The following is a 20,150-nucleotide window of genomic DNA, read 5'->3' as shown; positions in this document are numbered from 1 at the left end:
TTTCAGTGTGGGATAGAGTCAGCCCCTCACCCCAGCCCTCTCCCGAGGGAGAGGGGAGCCGATCTGCGTGGTTTTTAAACCTGAGTTCGGCTCGATATCTCAGGTCGATGTACTTCTGAATAGCGACTCGGTCAGTCCCCTCTCCCTCTGGGAGAGGGCTAGGCGGGCGGCGTTCCGATGAGGGGCTTTTGCCTTTGCCGTTCAACCCTCAGTGCGCAGTCGCGTGACGCACTCGGTGTTCCTCGGCTTTCTCAACCGCAGCAGGCTGAACCGGATGGTGATGATGGCGCCGCGAAACCCGCAGCACCCCCCACAACATGGCAGCGGCCACGGCCAGCCAGCCGGCAATCAACATTACGATGGTCATGGTCAGGCTCATCAGTGCCTCCTCTTCGCCCTGCATCGGGCCCACACTTTTCAATTCGCTCTGTTTCAGTGACAGTCTAGACAATGGGGTGTTGCAGACTATTGACCAAAGGTCGATTGCGACCAATCACTTTGCTCTATGCAATCGATGGGTCTGCCGCTTAAGGCTATACCGCAGCCGGGCGCGGCCCTATGATCGCAGGCGTTGCCGGAACACGATGACCGGCGTCTGAACAGAGAGTGATGATGGTGCAGGTATTTTCTCGAATTCGTGCGGCGCTACTGGTGGCGGGTTGTGCGGCCGTGTTGGCCGGATGTGCAGGTACTGTGGCGCCTGAGGTCAAGCGTCTGCCGGAGCGGGTCGAACTCAGTGGCACGTTCTATCGCGGCGAAGCCAATCAGAGTGGGCCGCAAGTGTTGGCCAGCCTGTTGTCGCAGCAGGGCATCGTGATCACCCCGGGCTTGCTCGAGAAACCTCTGCACTTGCCGGGTGCCGAAGACAAATTGCAGCAGAACCTGCAAAACCTCGCCCGCGAGTACGGCATGGTGGTTTACCCGCTGGACAGCAACCTGCCCGCACTGTTGACCCAGGTGGCGGCAGGCTATCCGGTGATGGTGCGCTTCAGCGAGGGGGCGGCATTCTGGGCCGAGCCGCGTTACGCGATCCTGTCCGGCTACGACCGCAACAAACAGAAGGTCTTGCTGCGTGCCGGCATGAACCGTCGCGAACTGATGAGTTTCAGCTCCTTTGAGTCGGCACTGGAGAAATCCGGTGGCTGGGCCGTGCTGATCCAGAAACCGTCGCAGATCCCGGCAGCCGTTGACCGTCAGCGCTGGCTCAAAGCGGCCGATGAACTGGCCCAGGCCGGTCAGGAAAACGAAGCGGCGCAGGCGCGCAAGGCGCTGGCAGCCCACTGAGTTCCGTTCGTCATTTGCCGGGCACGACTGCGCCCGGCAAGCCTCCTACGAATAGAACCCGTTTTCTGCGGGTGACTCAGGAGGCGAACATGGCAGATTCCCCATCCCCGAAAGGGCCGCATTCGACCGAGCATTCGTCGGGTCATGATCTGGGTTTCGACCCCGATTCGCCGGACCTTGATGATCCGCAAGTCGATCCGGTTGGCCCGGCCAAGGCGCCGAAAGACGTGAAACCCGGTGAAGACGACAAGACGCCGGCCAAACCTTATGACCCGTTAGCCAATCTGAAACCTTGATGTGAGGTGCGTATGAGTACTGACTCAAGCTTCGATGAGCAAAAACCGGACAGCGTGCCCACGACGCCGGAGCCGGAGATTGATCCGGTGCTGAATCCGGACAGCCCGCTGCGCGATCCGATGGCCCGGCCTAATGTCATGACGCCGGAACCTTCGCGGGATCCAAGTGCAGGCGATGGCATTCCTGATGACGACAAGATGCCGCTGCCCAATGACTGAAATGCAGGAATGCAGGCGAAAAAAAGCCCCGAGGATTCGGGGCTTTTTCTTGCGGGCGCGGGTTACTTGGACGCTTCAACCACACCGCTCTGGCGTGACTTAAGGTTTTTCTCGGCCTTGTATTGTTGCGCCACCGCAGGAACGTTGGCGCTCTTGCCGGTTTCCACCCAGCTGCGAATACGGCTGGCATCGGCAAAGTGGGTGTATTTGCCGAAGGCATCGAGAATCACCAGCGCGACCGGGCGGTTAGCCATTTTCGTTACCAGAACCAGGCAATGACCGGCAGGGTTGGTGAAGCCGGTCTTGGTGATCTTGATGTCCCAGTCGGCCTTGTTCACCAGGTGATCGGTATTGCGGAAACCCAGGGTGTAGTTGGGTTTGCGGAAAGACACGGTCTTTTCCTTGGTGGTGGTGAGTTCGCTGAGGAGCGGGTACTTATGCGCGGCCACCAGCAGCTTGCTCAGGTCGCGGGCGGTGGAAACGTTACGTTCCGACAGGCCTGTCGGTTCGACAAAGTGCGTACTGGTCATGCCCAGTGCCTTGGCTTTCGCGTTCATGGCCGCGATAAAGGCCGCATAACCTCCCGGATAGTGGTGAGCGAGGCTGGCGGCCGCGCGGTTCTCCGAAGACATCAAGGCGATCAGCAGCATCTCGCGACGCGGCAGCTCACTCTTGAGTTTGACTCGGGAGAACACACCCCTCATTTCCGGTGTGTTGCTGATATCGACATTGATCCATTCGTCCATGTTCTGCCGGGCTTCAACCACTACCAATCCAGTCATGAGCTTGCTGACAGAGGCGATCGGCACGATCACGTCAGGGTTGCTGGAGTAGATGACTTTGTTGGTCTGCATATCCATGAGCAGTGCGCTGCCGGAGGCGATCTTCAGGCTCGAAGCGTCACGTGGGGCAGCGGTGGTTTCCGCAGCGTTGATCGTTGGCGTGATGAATGTGCCTGTAAAAGCAAAAAACAGGCTCAGAATCGAAAGACGAATTTTCACGCGGGCGAACTCATAAAGGTTGGATATTCCGTTAGTTTGTAACGGGTTATTTCTTCAAAGCGTCGCATTCTAGGAGTATGGCTGAAGATCTGTCGATGGTTGTTTGAATGACCTGAAAAACTCGTGAAAAGGCCTGTAAAAAGAGGGGTTTCCGGCGAACGGTTACAGTTTTTTCTCAGGCATGAAAAAACCCGCACAAGGCGGGTTTTTCTTATTGCTGAAAGTACCGATCAGGCGTGCAGGGTTTCTGCCGCATAAAGGGTGTTTTCCAGCAGGCAGGCGCGGGTCATCGGACCTACGCCACCCGGCACTGGAGTGATCCAGCCAGCGCGGGGCAGGGCGGTTTCGTAGACGACGTCGCCGACCAGTTTGCCGTCGTCCTGACGGTTGATGCCGACGTCGATCACGATCGCGCCTTCCTTGATCCACTCGCCTTTGACCAGGCCCGGCTTGCCGGCGGCCACCACCACCAGATCAGCACGACCAACGTGGCCGGCCAGATCCTTGGTGAAACGGTGAGTCACGGTCACGGTGCAGCCGGCCAACAACAACTCCATCGCCATCGGGCGACCGACGATGTTGGAGGCGCCGACGACCACTGCGTCCATGCCATAAAGGTCGGCGCCAGTGCTTTCCAGCAGCGTCATGATGCCTTTAGGTGTGCAGGGACGTAGCAGCGGAATGCGCTGGGCCAGGCGGCCGACGTTATAAGGATGGAAGCCGTCGACGTCTTTGTCCGGGCGAATGCGCTCCAGCAATTTGGAGGCATCCAGGTGCTCGGGCAGCGGCAGCTGAAGCAGGATGCCGTCGATTGCAGGGTCGTCGTTGAGGCGATCGATCAGATCGGTCAACGCGTCTTGCGTGGTGTCGGAGGGCAGGTCGTAGGCTTGAGAGAGGAAGCCAACCTCTTCACAGTCTTTACGCTTGTGCGAGACATAAACCTGAGAGGCAGGATCGCTGCCGACCAGGATCACCGCGAGGCCGGGAGTGCGCAGGCCTTGCTGGCGACGCTCGGCAACTCGTTGGGCGATCTGCTGGCGCAGGCTGGCGGCGATCGATTTGCCGTCGATTAGTTGTGCAGTCATTGCGCGTGATTAACCATCGAGAGGGGAAAAAATGAGAACGCATTCTCGCATGTCGAGCGGTGAGGGCAAAGGCGCTTGGTCAGCAAATTCCTCTAACTCCTTTAATTAAATGAATTTTTTTCAAAAAGGATTTGACGACCTTCGGAGCGCTCTATACTATTCGTCGCACTTGTCGGGCACAGCCTAGCACTGGTTAAGAAGGTGAAGCGGAATCAAGGTTCTGCGACACTGGAAAGCACTTAGTTTGTAGTCCTTTAAGAGTACAGATTAATAAGGCGCCCGTAGCTCAGCTGGATAGAGCATCCGCCTTCTAAGCGGATGGTCGCAGGTTCGAGTCCTGCCGGGTGCGCCATTAGGCAGCTTTGGCACAAGTAACGCGATATGGTGGGCGTAGCTCAGTTGGTAGAGCACGGGATTGTGACTCCCGTTGTCGTGGGTTCGATCCCCATCGTCCACCCCATATTTCGAAAGGCGCCAGATGTAACAGTCTGGCGCCTTTGCTTTAAAAGCTTCATCGCGGATGTGGTGGAATTGGTAGACACACTGGATTTAGGTTCCAGCGCCGCGAGGCGTAAGAGTTCGAGTCTCTTCATCCGCACCAATTAAAGCTTCATTCATGTCTTCGGGCTGGTGAGGTTCCAACAAAGAAGTTGTTTGGCTTTTTTGTTACGCAATATGGTGGGCGTAGCTCAGTTGGTAGAGCACGGGATTGTGACTCCCGTTGTCGTGGGTTCGATCCCCATCGTCCACCCCATATTTCGAAAGGCGCCAGATTTAACAGTCTGGCGCCTTTTTTGTTTTAGCGGTTCTGAAAAGCGGCAATTGCCGGTTTCGGGGCGCAGGGGCAGGGCGCTTCGTCGTATTTATGTTGCTCGATGATGCTGCGCTGCTCGCCGGGCTTGCTTGCAGGTTCGGCCGTCAGGGACTGATTGGCAGCCTCTTCTATATATAGAAGCGGTTGGCGCAGAGCCCTGGCGAGATTGGTTGTATTCGCCTGTGGGACGCGCTGCATCCGTGCATCGATCCCTATAAATTGCCTGCTGTTTTTTTACCCGTTTTCAGTAGGGTGACTTCTTGAGTTTGACCCACTAGAATGCATGCCCTTGATTCTGGGGTCGGAAACGGCCGGCTAACGTCTGTGCAACGAGGAATATCCATGCAAGTTTCTGTTGAAAATACTACTGCTCTCGAGCGCCGCATGAGCGTCACCGTGCCGGCTGAGCGCATCGAGACTCAGGTCAACAAGCGTCTGCAGCAGACTGCCCAAAAGGCCAAGATTGCTGGCTTCCGTCCAGGCAAAGTGCCAATGAGCGAAATCAAGCGCCGTTTCGGTGCTGATGCTCGTCAGGAAGCTGTAGGCGACGTGATCCAGTCCTCCTTCTACGAAGCTGTGGTTGAGCAGAAGCTGAACCCGGCAGGTTCGCCATCGATCGAGCCTAAGTCGCTCGAAGCTGGCAAGGACCCGGAATACGTTGCTGTATTCGAAGTGTTCCCTGAGTTCACCGTTGCCGGTTTCGACGGCATCACCGTTGAGCGTCTGAGCGCTGACGTGGCTGACGCTGACCTGGACAAGATGCTCGACATCCTGCGCAAGCAGAACACTCGTTTTGAAGTGGCCGATCGCGCTGCCCAGAACGAAGACCAACTGAACATCGATTTCGTTGGCAAGGTTGACGGCGAAGTATTCGCTGGCGGTTCCGCCAAGGGTACTCAGCTGGTACTGGGTTCCGGCCGCATGATCCCGGGCTTCGAAGAAGGCCTGGTTGGCGCTAAAGCGGGCGAAGAGCGCGTTCTGAACCTGACCTTCCCAGAGGACTATCAGAACCTGGACCTGGCTGGCAAAACCGCCGAGTTCACCGTGACCGTCAACACTGTTTCCGAGCCTAAACTGCCAGAGCTGAACGAAGAGTTCTTCGCTCAATTCGGCATCAAGGAAAGCGGCATCGACGGTTTCCGCACCGAAGTTCGCAAGAACATGGAGCGTGAACTGCGTCAGGCGATCAAATCCAAGGTCAAGAATCAGGTAATGGACGGTCTGCTGGCCACCAACCCGATCGAAGTGCCTAAGGCGCTGCTGTCCAACGAAGTTGACCGTCTGCGTGTGCAGGCTGTTCAGCAGTTCGGTGGCAACATCAAGCCTGATCAACTGCCGGCCGAGCTGTTCGAAGAGCAAGCCAAGCGCCGCGTCGTGCTGGGCCTGATCGTTGCTGAAGTGGTCAAGCAATTCGATCTGAAGCCTGACGAAGCTCGCGTTCGCGAAATGATTCAGGAAATGGCTTCCGCTTACCAGGAGCCTGAGCAGGTTGTGTCGTGGTACTACAAAAACGAGCAGCAGCTGAACGAAGTGCGTTCGGTTGTGCTGGAAGAGCAAGTTGTGGATACTGTTCTGCAGAAAGCTAGTGTGACCGACAAAGCGGTCTCTTACGAAGAAGCAGTCAAGCCGGTAGAAGCTCCAAAAGCCGACTGATTGATTCCGCGTTAAGAAGTACACACCATAAGCCAGCTCTCGAGCTGGCTTATGCGTATTCAAGACATAACTATTTGGGAGCGACTGCAGAGCATGTTCCGTAATTCTTATATTCAGCAGAACTCTGATATCCAGGCCGCCGGCGGCCTGGTCCCGATGGTTGTCGAGCAATCTGCTCGTGGCGAACGCGCCTATGACATCTATTCGCGCCTGCTCAAGGAGCGAGTGATCTTTCTGGTTGGTCCGGTAGAGGACTACATGGCCAACCTGATCTGTGCGCAACTGCTGTTCCTTGAAGCGGAAAACCCGGACAAGGACATCCATCTCTACATCAACTCCCCGGGCGGTTCGGTGACTGCAGGCATGTCGATCTACGACACCATGCAGTTCATCAAGCCGAACGTGTCGACCACCTGCATCGGCCAGGCCTGCAGCATGGGCGCATTCCTGCTGACCGCAGGTGCCCCGGGCAAGCGTTTCTGCCTGCCGAACTCGCGCGTGATGATTCACCAGCCACTGGGCGGTTTCCGGGGCCAGGCGTCGGACATCGAAATCCACGCCAAGGAAATCCTCTTCATTCGCGAGCGTCTGAACACGCTGATGGCCAAACACAGCGGGCGTACTCTGGAAGAAATCGAGCGCGATACCAATCGCGACAACTTCATGAGTGCAGAAGCTGCGAAGGAATATGGCCTGATCGACGAAGTGATCAACCAGCGCCCAGCTTAAAATAAGCAGCTCAAAATAGGCTTGGTCGGCTTGTCTGATCAGCGGCGGGCTTGAAAAAGCCCGCAATAGCCTTCATCTTGTGTTGCAAGCCTATCGGATTTGGATCGAACGAATGACTGACACCCGCAACGGCGAGGACAACGGCAAGCTGCTCTATTGCTCCTTCTGTGGCAAAAGCCAGCATGAAGTGCGCAAATTGATTGCCGGCCCCTCGGTCTTTATCTGCGACGAGTGCGTCGACCTGTGCAATGACATCATCCGCGAGGAGGTGCAGGAAGCCCAGGCCGAGAGCAGCGCGCATAAATTGCCTTCGCCTAAAGAAATCAGCGGCATCCTTGACCAGTACGTCATTGGTCAGGAGCGTGCGAAAAAGGTTTTGGCCGTAGCGGTGTACAACCACTACAAGCGCCTGAACCAGCGTGACAAAAAGGCTGACGACGTCGAACTCGGCAAGAGCAACATCCTGCTGATCGGCCCGACAGGCTCCGGTAAAACCCTGCTGGCCGAAACACTGGCCCGCTTGCTGAACGTTCCGTTCACCATTGCCGACGCAACCACCCTCACCGAGGCGGGTTACGTGGGTGAAGATGTCGAGAACATCATTCAGAAGCTGCTGCAGAAGTGCGATTACGACGTAGAGAAGGCCCAGATGGGTATTGTCTACATCGACGAAATCGACAAGATTTCCCGCAAGTCCGACAACCCGTCGATCACCCGGGACGTTTCCGGTGAAGGCGTGCAACAGGCCTTGCTGAAGTTGATCGAAGGCACGGTCGCTTCCGTACCGCCGCAAGGTGGTCGCAAGCACCCGCAGCAGGAATTCCTGCAGGTCGACACCCGTAACATCCTGTTCATCTGCGGTGGTGCGTTCTCCGGTCTGGAAAAGGTTATTCAAAACCGTTCCACCAAGGGCGGCATCGGCTTCAACGCAGAAGTGCGCAGCAAGGAAGAAGGCAAGAAAGTCGGTGAATCCCTGCGTGAAGTCGAGCCTGACGATCTGGTCAAGTTCGGTCTGATCCCGGAATTCGTCGGTCGTCTGCCGGTCCTCGCGACGCTGGACGAGCTTGACGAGGCTGCGCTGATGCAGATCCTCACCGAGCCGAAAAATGCTCTGACCAAACAGTATGCCAAGCTGTTCGAGATGGAAGGCGTGGATCTGGAGTTCCGGACCGACGCGCTGAAATCGGTCGCCAAGCGTGCCCTGGAACGTAAAACCGGTGCTCGTGGTCTGCGCTCGATTCTCGAAGGTGTACTGCTCGACACGATGTATGAAATCCCCTCGCAGTCCGAGGTGAGCAAAGTCGTGATCGATGAAAGCGTGATCGAAGGCAAGTCCAAGCCACTGTATATCTACGAAAACAGTGAGCCGACGGCCAAGGCAGCGCCGGACGCTTAAGCGTCCAGTCTGCTGGAATAAAGAAGGGGCCTTCGGGCCTCTTTTTTTTATGTCATTTTTTACATCCGCTTTGTGCTTGTTTTTTTTCAAGGCAGCCCCCATCTTGGTTTCAAGCTCAATTCCATCTGATTACGGCCATATGGCCGCCGTAGAGGCGAAATCATGAAGACAACCATCGAATTGCCTCTCCTGCCATTGCGTGATGTCGTGGTTTATCCGCACATGGTTATCCCGCTGTTCGTGGGGCGCGAGAAATCCATCGAAGCCCTCGAGGCCGCGATGACGGGCGACAAGCAGATCCTGCTGCTGGCCCAGAGAAACCCGGCTGACGATGATCCCGGTGAAGACGCTCTCTATCGCGTAGGTACCATCGCCACTGTTCTACAGCTGCTCAAGCTGCCTGACGGCACCGTCAAGGTTCTGGTCGAGGGTGAGCAGCGTGGCACCGTCGAGCGCTTCAGCGAAGTTGACGGCCACTGCCGTGCCGAAGTCTCGCTGATCGAAGAAGTCGACGCCGCCGAGCGCGAATCCGAAGTGTTCGTGCGCACACTGCTGTCGCAGTTCGAACAATACGTACAGTTGGGCAAGAAGGTTCCGGCTGAAGTCCTGTCGTCGCTCAACAGCATCGATGAGCCGGGTCGCCTGGTCGATACCATGGCGGCGCATATGGCGCTGAAAATCGAGCAGAAGCAGGAAATCCTCGAAATCATCGATTTGTCGGCTCGGGTCGAGCACGTTCTGGCGTTGCTGGATGCCGAGATCGATCTGCTGCAAGTCGAAAAACGCATTCGTGGCCGCGTCAAAAAGCAAATGGAGCGCAGTCAGCGCGAGTACTACCTGAATGAGCAGATGAAGGCCATTCAGAAAGAGCTCGGTGACAGCGACGAAGGCCACAACGAAATCGAAGACCTGAAGAAGCGTATCGACGCTGCCGGTCTGCCGAAAGACGCGTTGGCCAAAGCTACTGCCGAGCTCAACAAGCTCAAGCAGATGTCGCCGATGTCCGCTGAGGCCACCGTGGTGCGCTCGTACATCGACTGGCTGGTGCAAGTGCCGTGGAAAGCGCAGAGCAAGGTACGTCTGGACCTGGCGCGCGCAGAAGACATTCTCGATGCCGATCACTACGGTCTCGAAGAGGTCAAGGAACGTATCCTTGAATACCTCGCCGTGCAAAAACGCGTGAAGAAAATCCGTGGCCCGGTGTTGTGCCTGGTCGGTCCTCCGGGCGTGGGTAAAACCTCGCTGGCGGAGTCGATCGCTCACGCCACCAACCGCAAATTCGTGCGCATGGCCCTCGGTGGCGTGCGTGATGAAGCGGAAATTCGCGGTCACCGTCGGACTTACATCGGTTCGATGCCAGGAAGATTGATTCAAAAGATGACAAAAGTGGGGGTGCGCAACCCGCTGTTCCTGCTCGATGAAATCGACAAAATGGGCAGCGACATGCGTGGCGACCCGGCGTCGGCGTTGCTGGAAGTGCTCGATCCGGAGCAGAACCACAACTTCAACGACCATTATCTGGAAGTCGATTACGACCTCTCGGATGTGATGTTCCTGTGCACCTCGAACTCGATGAACATCCCGCCGGCGCTGCTCGACCGGATGGAAGTGATCCGTCTGCCGGGCTACACCGAAGACGAAAAGATCAACATCGCCGTCAAATACCTCTCGCCAAAGCAGATCGCCGCTAACGGTCTGAAAAAGGGCGAGCTGGAATTCGACGCTGAAGCGATCCGCGACATCATCCGTTACTACACCCGTGAAGCCGGTGTGCGTGGCCTCGAACGTCAGATCGCCAAGGTCTGCCGCAAGGCCGTTAAAGAGCACGCAATGGAAAAACGCTTCTCGGTGAAAGTGACAGCTGACCTGCTGGAGCACTTCCTCGGGGTGCGCAAATTCCGCTACGGTCTGGCTGAGCAACAGGATCAGATCGGTCAGGTCACGGGGCTTGCCTGGACTCAGGTGGGTGGTGAATTGCTGACCATCGAAGCCGCGGTTGTGCCGGGTAAAGGTCAACTGATCAAGACCGGTTCGCTGGGCGACGTGATGGTCGAATCGATCACTGCCGCGCTCACTGTAGTGCGCAGCCGGGCCAAGAGTCTGGGCATTCCTCTGGACTTCCACGAGAAGCGTGACACGCACATCCACATGCCGGAAGGGGCGACGCCGAAAGACGGCCCTAGCGCTGGCGTAGGCATGTGTACGGCGCTGGTGTCGGCCTTGACCGGCATTCCGGTGCGCGCCGATGTCGCCATGACCGGTGAAATCACGCTGCGTGGTCAAGTGCTGGCGATTGGCGGTCTGAAGGAAAAACTGCTGGCGGCTCACCGCGGCGGAATCAAGATCGTGATTATTCCTGAAGAGAACGTGCGCGATCTGAAGGAGATTCCTGACAATATCAAGCAGGATCTGCAGATTAAACCGGTTAAATGGATTGACGAGGTCCTGCAAATTGCGCTGCAATACGCGCCGGAGCCCTTGCCGGATGTGGCTCCGGAGATAGTTGCCAAGGACGAAAAACGTGAGTCTGACTCTAAGGAAAGAATTAGCACGCATTAATACGCTTTTGCCTGGGGGGCTTCCTTGACAGTTTTTTAGAGCCCTTGTTATAAAGCGGCTCTTAAGTGTCTGTAGGCCATTCAGCACTCGTTTTTGCTTTCACCAAAAAACTTAGAATCATCTCAAAATAGATATAAGGGGACTTAGAGTGAACAAGTCGGAACTGATTGATGCTATCGCTGCATCCGCTGATATCCCGAAAGCTGCTGCTGGCCGTGCGCTGGACGCTGTAATCGAATCCGTCACTGGCGCTCTGAAGGCTGGCGACTCCGTTGTTCTGGTTGGTTTCGGTACTTTCTCCGTGACGGACCGTCCGGCTCGTACCGGTCGTAACCCTCAAACCGGCAAGACTCTGGAAATTCCGGCTGCCAAGAAGCCAGGTTTCAAAGCCGGTAAAGCACTGAAAGAAGCTGTTAACTAAGTTTTCAGGTTTTTACCCATCCGGGTCGGGGTCATGCCTGACTTGGCAGCGGAGCGGTAGAGCAGGTCGCTGAAACAGTGGCCTGTAACGCCGGGATCGAGGGTTCGAGCCCTGTCCGCTCCGCCAGTTACGAGAAGGCGCATCCTCGGATGCGCCTTTCTTCTATCCGGATTCTACCCACGCTCCACGGTTGCCTAATTTTGAAGTTCAACCGTTTCTGGGGGACGCATGCTGCAGAATATCAGGGACAATTCACAAGGCTGGATTGCCAAGACCATTATCGGGGTCATCGTTGCACTGATGGCTCTGACCGGTTTCGACGCCATTTTCAAGGCCACGACTCACAAGAATGAGGCGGCCAAGGTCAACGGTGATGAAATCAGCCAGAACGAGCTGAGCCAGGCCGTTGATATGCAACGCCGTCAGTTGATGCAACAGCTGGGCAAGGACTTCGATGCTTCCTTGCTCGACGAGAAAATGCTGCGCGAATCGGCCCTCAAGGGTCTGATCGATCGCAAGCTGCTGCTGCAAGGTGCAGAACAAGCGAAATTCGCTTTCTCCGAAGGCGCACTGGACCAAGTGATCCTGCAGACACCTGAATTCCAGGTGGACGGCAAGTTCAGCTCCGACCGTTTCGACCAGGTGATCCGTCAACTGGGTTACAGCCGTATGCAATTCCGTCAGATGCTGGCTCAGGAAATGCTGATCGGCCAACTGCGTGCCGGTGTGGCAGGCAGCGGTTTCGTCACTGACGCCGAAGTGCTGGCATTCGCCCGTCTGGAAAAGCAGACCCGCGATTTCGCGACCCTGAACGTCAAGGCTGACCCGGCGGCGGTCAAACTGACCGACGACGAGGTCAAGGCTTACTACGACGAGCACGCCAAGGAGTTCATGACTCCGGATCAAGTGATCATCGATTACGTAGAACTGAAGAAGTCTTCGTTCTTCGATCAGGTTGCCGTCAAGGACGAAGACCTGCAGGCGGCGTATCAGAAAGAGATCGCCAACCTGTCGGAACAGCGACGTGCCGCGCACATCCTGATCGAAGTGAACGACAAGACCACCGAAGCTCAGGCCAAGGCGAAGATTGAAGACGTTCAGGCGCGTCTGGCCAAGGGCGAGAAGTTCGAAGCGCTGGCCAAAGAGTTCTCGCAGGATCCAGGTTCGGCCAATAACGGCGGTGACCTCGGTTATGCAGGCCCTGGCGTTTACGATCCGGCGTTCGAAAAAGCCTTGTACTCCTTGTCGAAAGACCAGGTGTCCGAGCCGATTCGTACCGACTTCGGTTATCACTTGATCAAGCTGTTGGGTGTGGAAGCGCCTGAAGTGCCGACCCTGGCCAGCCTGAAAGACAAGCTCACCCGCGAGCTGAAAGCCGCTCAGGTCGAGCAGCGTTTTGTCGAGGCGACCAAGCAACTGGAAGACTCCGCATTCGAAGCCTCTGACCTGGCCCAGCCAGCGGCGGATCTGAAGCTGACCGTGCATACCTCCAAGCCATTCGGCCGTGAAGGTGGCGAAGGTGTTGCGGCGAACCGCGCCGTGGTTACTGCTGCGTTCAGCACCGAAGTGATCGACGAAGGTGCCAATAGCACCGCCATCGAGCTGGATCCGGAAACCGTGATCGTGCTGCGTTCCAAGGAACACCTCAAGCCTGCGCAACTGCCGCTGGAAAACGTGAGTGCGGCGATCCGCACCCAGTTGACCAAAGAGCACGCCAGCGCGGCTGCCAAGACCAAGGCCGAGAAGCTGATCGCGGATCTGCGCGATGGCAAGGCGCCGTTGGACAAGGCGGTTGAGGGTCAGAACTGGAAAGCCACTGAAGCGGCCACCCGTGGTCAGGAAGGTGTTGATCCGGCGGTGCTGCAAGCGTTGTTCCGTATGCCGAAGCCGGCTGCGAAGGACAAGCCGACGTTCACCAGCGTGACGTTGCCGGATGGCAGTCTGATGATCGTGCGTCTGAATGGTGTTAACGAAGCGGCTGCGCCGACGGATGAAGAGAAGGTTCAGTACCGTCGTTTCCTTGCTTCGCGTGAGGGACAGCAGGACTTTGCTGCTTATCGCAAGCAGTTGGAAGCTCAGGCGGACATCAAGCGGTTTTGATGGTTGACTGAGATGTGATGAGAGCCCCGGCCTGATAGGTCGGGGCTTTTTTTGGGCTTTGGGTAGTGGCGGCCTTTGGGCCGACCATGTTCTTGGGGTTTTGGGTGAATATCCGTTGCTGCGGGTTTTGCCGCTGGCGGTTTCGCCCTTACGGCGAGTCCCTTTGGCAAACGCCCCAAAGGAACCAAAGGTCTTTGCCCTGACGTTCGGCCCACTCGCTAAAGCTCGGGGTTCCTTCGCTGCGGGATTGCTCCGGGCGCAGCGTCTCCGGTTTGCTTCGCTGCACCTACTCCCGCTGTGTTTGGCTTCGCCAAACGGTCGCTGCGCTCCCACGCCCGGATCAAGCCCTCCACTCAGCCTGCCGACGGGCCTTCAGATCAAGATCAAAAGCTGCAGCCGAGCTAACGCTCATCCTGTTGAGTGGTGAGGAGCAGAAGCAGCATGCGTTCTGCTGTTGCTCTTCTGTGTGCGAGCTTGCTCGCGAAGGCGGCCTGACAGCCGAGCTGTTTTTTGCGGATGTACTCATTCCAATTGTAGGAGTGAGCCTGCTCGCGATAGCGGTCTGCCAATCGACCCATTTTCCGTCGTTCATGAGCCGGCATCCATGTGCAGAGTTGACGAGGCTCAAGGCCGTTTGCGTCGCGTGCTTGATACGCATCTGGAACACACCGGACAGTTCTGGGTCCTATGGCCATCCAGTCGCCACGCCACGGCAAAGTTGCGCGTGTTCATCGATCATCTGGCATTGCGACTTTTCCCGCAACTGAAGGTCGATAGAGTTGTAACTGCTTTAAGACACTAATCCATGCGCCGCCGGGGCGTGATCTGTTGCACAATACGCCCCGGACTGTTTTCTCTCAGGATGTTCAATGTTGATTTCCACTCCCATGCGTGTTGTCGGGTTGGCGCTGTTGTTGACCGCTGTTGCCGGCTGTTCGAAAGACAAGCCGATGTATGAGCATGAGAACTTCGATGACTCCGGTACGTTTTCGCGCAATTACCCGGTGACCGACGCGGTCAGTTGCGAAGCGGCGCGCCGTGCATTGCTTAGCCAGGGCTACATCATCACCAGCAGTGACCCGAAACTGGTCAGTGGCCACAAGAGCTTCCAGCAAACCGGCGACACCCACATGGAGATCAGCTTCAACGTGGTCTGCGCCGATGACGGCAGTGTCGGGCACCATGCGACGATGTTCGCCAACGCCTTGCAGGATCGTTATGCGCTGAAGAAGACCAACAACTCGGCCAGCCTCGGCGTGGGTGTGTTGGGCTCGGTGTCGATGCCGATCGGCTCGTCCGACGATTCGATGGTCAAAGTCGCCAGCGAGACGGTGACGGCACAGAAGTTCTACGAGCGTTTCTTTACCCTGGTCGAGCAGTTCCTGCCGACGGATGCGAAGAAAGCTGCGCACATTGAAGAGAAACCGAAGACTGACCTCGGCGTGCCTGAGGCGAAGCCTGCTCCGGCAGCGCTGGTGCCAGCGCCGACTCCAACGCCTGCGCCCGCCGCAACCCCGGCGCCTGCAGCGGAGCCCGCTCCCGCACCTGCCGAAACCGCACCCGTGACGTCTGAACCGGTTGCGCCACCGGCAGAGGCCGCGCCGATCACTCCGGCGCCGAGTGCAGAACCTGCACCGGCGACCGAAACCATCACGCCACCGGCCAACCCGGATATCCCCCCGCCATCCGAGCCGATTCCGGCGATGCCAGCGTCCGGCCAATAATCCAGCCTCACCGCAACCTCTTTGGGAGCGAGCTTGCTCGCGAAAGCGTCGGAACATTCAGCACGCATGTGACTGACTGGCCGCCTTCGCGAGCAAGCTCGCTCCCACAGTAGTTTTTGGGGGGGCTTAAAATCTCGTTACATTCCCCTGACAAAAATCCTGCGATAAATTCCTGACCACCTGCTACGTTTTATTCATGAAGGCCGGGTTTCACTTTTCCTTCATACGAGCACGTTAAGCTCGAGGCACTGGGCATTTGCTCAGGCCCATTCAAGAGAGCAGCAGGGGGATTACACGATGGATGAATATCAAGAAGAGCTGCTCGAATACCAGGCCTTTGAACTGGACCAACCCGAGCCAGCCGAAGACGCCACCGAGCTTTAACCTGCAGCTTGCAGCTTATAGCTCGCAGCTGCTTTCAGGCCGTTTTGCGGTGACTGCGGCGGAATTCGCCGGGCGTCTGACCGCTCCAGCGTTTGAAGGCGCGCTGGAACGCTTCGGCTGAAGCAAAACCCAGCAGGTAGGCGATTTCACCGAATGCCAGTTCGGTATCGCGGATGTAAGTCATCGCCAGGTCCCGGCGAGTATCATTGAGGATTGCGCGAAACTGCGTGCCTTCCTCGGCCAGTTTGCGCCGCAACGTCCAGGTCGGCAGCTTCAGGCGTGCCGCCACTTCTTCCAGGTCGGGTTCCCGGCCACCATTGAGCAATGGCCCCAACAGTTGAGTGATGCGTTCGCGCAGGCTGCGGGTGCGAGTCAATTGCTCCAGCTCGCGTTCACACAGTTGCAGCAGATGCCGCCAGGTACTCGGGCAATGCTCGGGATTGCGCTGTGCGAGGCTGTTCAGGCTCAGGCGCAGTTGATTGCCCTCGGCACCGAACTGGATCGGGCAATCCCCCAGCAAGTCGTACGCCTCGCGGTAATCCGGCTCATCGAATTCGATTTCAATGCGTTCGGCGCGCAGCGGTTCGCGGCTGACACTGGAGAGCTGATGCAGCCATCCGGCAATGATCGAGTCCACGACAAAACGGTTATAGGCGTTGTACGGGCTGATCGAATAGAAACGCAGCCACGCGCCATGGGCATCTTCATGGAAACTGGACTGACCGCGATAATTGGAACCGTACAACGCCTCGAAACGGATCAGACAGCGCGCGGCTTCGCGCACGGTTGGCGCCTGTGCGGCGGTAACGCCGGCCAGCCCCGCCTGACTCAGGCGACTGAGCTGGCCCATGCGCAGGCCCAGCGCCGAATCGCCGGTCAACTGAATCGCCGCGTGGCCCAGGCGCATATAGCGCGGAATCGACAAACGCGCCCCGGCCTCGGCCAGTCGCGCGGCGTCCAGACCATATTGCTCCAGCAACGACTGCGGATCCGCCCCATGACTGCGCACGGCGTCGGCGAGGCTGTGAACAAAGCCTACCGACAGGTCCCCGAGGCGCATCGGCAGGGGCTTCATGGCTTACAACCAGATGTTCAACAAACGCGCGCCCCGGGCATCGCCATCGGCGAACTGCTGACCGTTGCTGCTGAGGAAACTCTGACCGGCACTGGCCTTGTCCCAGAACTGCCCGCGCAGGAACACACTGATGCCGGCAATCGCTCGACTGCTCGGTGGTTGCGCGGTCAGTGTCAGTCGATGCCAGGCTTGTCCTTCGGTGACTTCACCGGGTTTTAGGCTGACCGACCCCGGTGTGCTTGAACCTTTGTAACCGCGCCATGGCTGATTCCACGCACCTTGACCGAATACCTGCGCCGGTACCGCGACCAATTGTGCGTTTTGCTCGTCGAGTTTGCGGTAATTGTCGGGGTACCAACTGTCGCTACCAATCAATACGCCAAGGCGTCCGGCCGGGGTGTCGACCACGTTGAGCGCGTGTTTGTCTGCGCTTTCGAGCACTTCGCGCTGATCGAATACCGGGTGCATCTGCCGTTGCGGCTGGCCCAGCGGCACGCCATCGCGGCCGAACACCACGCTGCTGTTGAACAGGGCACCGCTACCGGGTTTGAGCTGGCCATCGCGAACGCTGGGTTCCGGTAACACGATCGAGCCGGCCACCAGGGTCACGTGAAATTCTTTGGCCAGACCACCGAACAGCGCCTGGTAATCCTTGGCCATCGCCTTGGCTTTCATCCGCAGGTACGCGTCGTTGAGGCGGTCGCTGCCGTTGGCGCTGAGCCAGGCGCGGGCGAACAGCAAGGGATTGCTCGCCGCCAGCCAGTTCATTGCTTCGGCGAGGGTCGGGGCCTGATACAGCTCATCTTTCTCGCCGCTGAGCAGCAGCCAGGTGCCGACGTTCTCCGGCAGCACCACGACGGTTTTATCGTTCAGCAGGCCTTGATCCTGAGCTTGCTGCAGATAGGCTGCGAGCTTGCGGTGCAAGCGCTCGGTGCTTTGATAATCGGTGGGAAACAGCTCAGGCTGGATGCCCAGCAGATTGCCACGATCGGCGGGGATGCCCTGATCGACCGCCACTTTAATGCGTAAGTCCGACAGGTAATGGCCCGCCGGCCGGTCCGCCGCCCACATGGCGTAGGTGGTCAGGGCGGCGACGAGGGCCATGGAGAAAAACAGGTACAAAAGTTTGCGCATGAAAACCAACAGCTACCGGGTACAGGGTATGGCGACTAGGGTAGGGCCCATGGACCTGATTGCCAAGGGGTGCTGCGCATTTGGATCAATAAGTTGTCAGTTACGGTCATTGAGTGACAGCGATGCGACTCTTAGTCTGTCGAACATGACTGACGGGAGCCGCAGAGCGCCCGCAACTTTTCCGTGATTGCTCGTTGTGGAGTTACCGATGACCGCCGCTCACTACCCGCACCTGTTGGCCCCGCTGGACCTGGGATTCACCACGCTGCGCAACCGCACCCTGATGGGTTCGATGCACACCGGTTTGGAAGAAAAACCGGGCGGTTTCGAGCGCATGGCGGCGTACTTCGCCGAACGTGCCCGTGGCGGCGTTGGCCTGATGGTCACCGGTGGTATCGGCCCGAACGACGAGGGCGGCGTGTACTCCGGGGCGGCCAAGCTGACCACCGAGGAAGAAGCGCTCAAGCACCGCATCGTCACCCGCGCGGTGCACGACGCGGGCGGCAAGATTTGCATGCAGATCCTCCACGCCGGGCGTTATGCCTACAGCCCGAAACAAGTCGCGCCGAGCGCGATTCAGGCCCCGATCAACCCGTTCAAGCCCAAAGAACTGGACGAGGAAGGCATCGAGAAACAGATCAGCGATTTCGTCACCTGTTCGGTACTGGCGCAAACCGCCGAGTATGACGGTGTCGAGATCATGGGCTCGGAAGGTTATTTCATTAACCAGTTCCTCGCCGCACACACCAACCACCGCACCGACCGCTGGGGCGGCAGCTACGAAAACCGCATGCGCCTGCCGGTGGAAATCGTTCGTCGTGTGCGCGAGGCGGTAGGGCCGAACTTCATCATTATTTTCCGTCTGTCGATGCTCGACCTGGTCGAGGGCGGCAGCACCTGGGACGAGATCGTTACCCTGGCCAAAGCCATCGAGCAGGCCGGCGCAACCATCATCAACACCGGCATCGGCTGGCACGAAGCGCGGATCCCGACCATCGCCACCAAAGTGCCGCGTGCGGCATTCAGCAAGGTCACCGCCAAGCTGCGCGGTTCGGTGAAGATTCCGCTGATCACCACCAACCGTATCAACACCCCGGAAATCGCCGAGCAGATTCTGGCTGAAGGCGATGCCGATATGGTCTCGATGGCGCGGCCGTTCCTCGCCGACCCGGACTTCGTCAACAAGGCCGCTGAAGGCCGCGCTGACGAAATCAACACCTGCATCGGTTGCAACCAGGCGTGCCTCGATCACACCTTCGGCGGCAAGCTGACCAGTTGCCTGGTCAACCCGCGTGCCTGCCACGAAACCGAACTCAATTATCTGCCGGTGCAGCAGATCAAGAAAATCGCTGTGGTTGGCGCCGGCCCTGCCGGTTTGTCCGCCGCGACCGTGGCTGCCGAGCGTGGCCATCAAGTGACCCTGTTCGATTCGGCCAGCGAAATTGGCGGCCAGTTCAACATCGCCAAACGCGTGCCGGGCAAGGAAGAGTTCTTCGAAACCCTGCGTTACTTCAAACGCAAGTTGCAGACCACGAATGTCGAGGTGTGCCTGAACACCCGCGTCGATGTCGCGAAACTGGTGGAAGGCGGTTACGACGAGATCATCCTCGCCACTGGCATTGCACCGCGCGTGCCGGCAATTCCGGGAGTCGAGAATGCCAAGGTGCTGAGCTACCTGGACGTGATCCTTGAGCGCAAGCCGGTGGGTAAACGCGTGGCGGTGATTGGCGCCGGCGGTATCGGTTTTGACGTCTCGGAATTCCTCGTTCACCAAGGCGTGGCCACCAGCCAGGATCGCGCCGCGTTCTGGAAAGAGTGGGGCATCGATACGCAACTCGAAGCCCGTGGGGGTGTGGCCGGGATCAAAGCCGCACCGCACGCGCCGGCCCGCGAAGTGTTTCTGTTGCAGCGCAAGAAAACCAAGGTCGGTGATGGTCTGGGTAAAACCACTGGCTGGATTCACCGTACCGGTCTGAAGAACAAGCAGGTGCAGATGCTCAACAGCGTCGAATACCTGAGCATCGATGACCAAGGCCTGCATATCCGCATCGGCGAAACCGGCGAGCCGCAAGTGCTGGCGGTGGACAACATCGTGATCTGCGCGGGGCAGGATCCGCTGCGTGAATTGCATGACGGTCTGGTGGAAGCGGGGCAAAACGTGCACCTGATCGGTGGTGCCGATGTCGCGGCTGAGCTGGATGCCAAACGCGCGATCAACCAAGGCTCGCGCCTCGCTGCTGAACTTTAAGCTCCACCGCTGAACCTGTGGGAGCGAG

General features: G+C 58.0%; 17 protein-coding genes, 4 tRNA genes and 1 pseudogene. 16 read left to right on the top strand and 6 right to left on the bottom strand.

The genetic code is table 11. The features are described 5' to 3' along the window. Positions 1-208 precede the first annotated feature (208 nt). The gene (locus tag AB4O11_RS27025; RefSeq protein ID WP_186625636.1) at positions 209-379 is read right to left on the bottom strand and encodes a hypothetical protein; all 171 of its coding nucleotides are present in this window, start codon (positions 377-379) and stop codon (positions 209-211) included. A 233-nt stretch (positions 380-612) separates the two neighbouring features. Between AB4O11_RS27025 and AB4O11_RS27020 the strand changes: the two genes are divergently transcribed. The 3 genes from AB4O11_RS27020 to AB4O11_RS27010 all read left to right on the top strand — a co-directional run bounded on the left by AB4O11_RS27020 (position 613) and on the right by AB4O11_RS27010 (position 1,799). Further along, positions 613-1,284 (top strand): peptidase C39 family protein, encoded by a 672-nt coding sequence (locus tag AB4O11_RS27020; RefSeq protein ID WP_093434034.1) that lies wholly within the window; start codon positions 613-615, stop codon positions 1,282-1,284. 89 nt (positions 1,285-1,373) lie between these two features. Continuing rightward, a complete protein-coding gene (locus AB4O11_RS27015; RefSeq protein ID WP_093434037.1) occupies positions 1,374-1,580 on the top strand; it encodes a DUF6021 family protein in 207 nt (68 codons plus the stop codon). A 12-nt stretch (positions 1,581-1,592) separates the two neighbouring features. Continuing rightward, positions 1,593-1,799 (top strand): hypothetical protein, encoded by a 207-nt coding sequence (locus tag AB4O11_RS27010; protein ID WP_093434040.1) that lies wholly within the window; start codon positions 1,593-1,595, stop codon positions 1,797-1,799. 62 nt (positions 1,800-1,861) lie between these two features. Here AB4O11_RS27010 and pbpG read toward each other — a convergent pair whose 3' ends face one another. Further along, positions 1,862-2,800 carry a D-alanyl-D-alanine endopeptidase gene (pbpG, locus tag AB4O11_RS27005; RefSeq protein ID WP_093434043.1) on the bottom strand — a complete coding sequence of 313 codons (939 nt, stop codon included), beginning with the start codon at positions 2,798-2,800 and terminating at the stop codon, positions 1,862-1,864. Between the two features lie 230 nt (positions 2,801-3,030). Next, positions 3,031-3,885, bottom strand: coding sequence for a bifunctional methylenetetrahydrofolate dehydrogenase/methenyltetrahydrofolate cyclohydrolase FolD (gene folD / locus AB4O11_RS27000; protein ID WP_038362797.1), 855 nt, complete (start codon positions 3,883-3,885; stop codon positions 3,031-3,033). A gap of 275 nt (positions 3,886-4,160) precedes the next feature. Between folD and AB4O11_RS26995 the strand changes: the two genes are divergently transcribed. From AB4O11_RS26995 to AB4O11_RS26980, 4 genes are all read left to right on the top strand, one after another. Continuing rightward, positions 4,161-4,237: transfer RNA gene (locus tag AB4O11_RS26995), tRNA-Arg, on the top strand. 32 nt (positions 4,238-4,269) lie between these two features. Beyond that, positions 4,270-4,345: transfer RNA gene (locus AB4O11_RS26990), tRNA-His, on the top strand. 56 nt (positions 4,346-4,401) lie between these two features. Then, a tRNA-Leu gene (locus AB4O11_RS26985) sits at positions 4,402-4,486 on the top strand. A 77-nt stretch (positions 4,487-4,563) separates the two neighbouring features. Beyond that, positions 4,564-4,639, top strand: a tRNA-His gene (locus AB4O11_RS26980). Between the two features lie 45 nt (positions 4,640-4,684). On the opposite strand, the gene AB4O11_RS26975 is transcribed toward AB4O11_RS26980, so the two are convergent. Then, positions 4,685-4,897 (bottom strand): hypothetical protein, encoded by a 213-nt coding sequence (locus AB4O11_RS26975; protein WP_460129386.1) that lies wholly within the window; start codon positions 4,895-4,897, stop codon positions 4,685-4,687. 144 nt (positions 4,898-5,041) lie between these two features. On the opposite strand from AB4O11_RS26975, the gene tig reads away from it, so the two are divergent. The 8 genes and pseudogenes from tig (at position 5,042) to AB4O11_RS26935 (ending at position 15,281) form a co-directional block, all read left to right on the top strand. Beyond that, complete coding sequence (gene tig / locus AB4O11_RS26970) at positions 5,042-6,352, top strand: trigger factor (RefSeq protein ID WP_460129384.1); 1,311 nt, start codon at positions 5,042-5,044, stop codon at positions 6,350-6,352. A 93-nt stretch (positions 6,353-6,445) separates the two neighbouring features. After that, positions 6,446-7,081 (top strand): ATP-dependent Clp endopeptidase proteolytic subunit ClpP, encoded by a 636-nt coding sequence (gene clpP / locus AB4O11_RS26965; RefSeq protein ID WP_460129382.1) that lies wholly within the window; start codon positions 6,446-6,448, stop codon positions 7,079-7,081. A gap of 112 nt (positions 7,082-7,193) precedes the next feature. After that, positions 7,194-8,477 carry an ATP-dependent Clp protease ATP-binding subunit ClpX gene (gene clpX, locus AB4O11_RS26960; protein WP_003223632.1) on the top strand — a complete coding sequence of 428 codons (1,284 nt, stop codon included), beginning with the start codon at positions 7,194-7,196 and terminating at the stop codon, positions 8,475-8,477. A gap of 162 nt (positions 8,478-8,639) precedes the next feature. Beyond that, entirely contained in the window at positions 8,640-11,036 is a 2,397-nt protein-coding gene (gene lon / locus AB4O11_RS26955) for an endopeptidase La (RefSeq protein WP_016986884.1), read from the top strand. 148 nt (positions 11,037-11,184) lie between these two features. Continuing rightward, positions 11,185-11,457 carry an HU family DNA-binding protein gene (locus AB4O11_RS26950; RefSeq protein ID WP_003183171.1) on the top strand — a complete coding sequence of 91 codons (273 nt, stop codon included), beginning with the start codon at positions 11,185-11,187 and terminating at the stop codon, positions 11,455-11,457. Positions 11,458-11,685: 228 nt separating this feature from the next. Beyond that, positions 11,686-13,557: a SurA N-terminal domain-containing protein gene (locus AB4O11_RS26945; RefSeq protein WP_186622648.1), complete on the top strand. Its 1,872-nt coding sequence runs from the start codon at positions 11,686-11,688 to the stop codon at positions 13,555-13,557. Between the two features lie 616 nt (positions 13,558-14,173). Continuing rightward, positions 14,174-14,359: pseudogene (locus AB4O11_RS26940) on the top strand (hypothetical protein); the annotation flags it as partial. A 67-nt stretch (positions 14,360-14,426) separates the two neighbouring features. Beyond that, positions 14,427-15,281 carry a DUF2242 domain-containing protein gene (locus tag AB4O11_RS26935; RefSeq protein ID WP_099756694.1) on the top strand — a complete coding sequence of 285 codons (855 nt, stop codon included), beginning with the start codon at positions 14,427-14,429 and terminating at the stop codon, positions 15,279-15,281. A gap of 418 nt (positions 15,282-15,699) precedes the next feature. On the opposite strand, the gene AB4O11_RS26930 is transcribed toward AB4O11_RS26935, so the two are convergent. Together AB4O11_RS26930 and AB4O11_RS26925 are read right to left on the bottom strand one after the other, a co-directional pair. Then, on the bottom strand, positions 15,700-16,740 hold the full coding sequence (locus AB4O11_RS26930; protein WP_093434058.1) for an AraC family transcriptional regulator: 1,041 nt from the start codon (positions 16,738-16,740) through the stop codon (positions 15,700-15,702). Positions 16,741-16,743: 3 nt separating this feature from the next. Next, the gene (locus AB4O11_RS26925; protein WP_460100728.1) at positions 16,744-17,874 is read right to left on the bottom strand and encodes a carbon-nitrogen hydrolase family protein; all 1,131 of its coding nucleotides are present in this window, start codon (positions 17,872-17,874) and stop codon (positions 16,744-16,746) included. Between the two features lie 208 nt (positions 17,875-18,082). On the opposite strand from AB4O11_RS26925, the gene AB4O11_RS26920 reads away from it, so the two are divergent. Further along, positions 18,083-20,122, top strand: a complete 2,040-nt coding sequence (locus AB4O11_RS26920; protein WP_093434064.1) for an NADPH-dependent 2,4-dienoyl-CoA reductase — start codon at positions 18,083-18,085, stop codon at positions 20,120-20,122. Positions 20,123-20,150: the final 28 nt, after the last annotated feature.

Source organism: Pseudomonas sp. H1_D05 (genome assembly GCF_054682705.1).
Note: the sequence above shows the minus strand (reverse complement) of the source record. Positions and strands in the feature narration are given on the sequence as shown.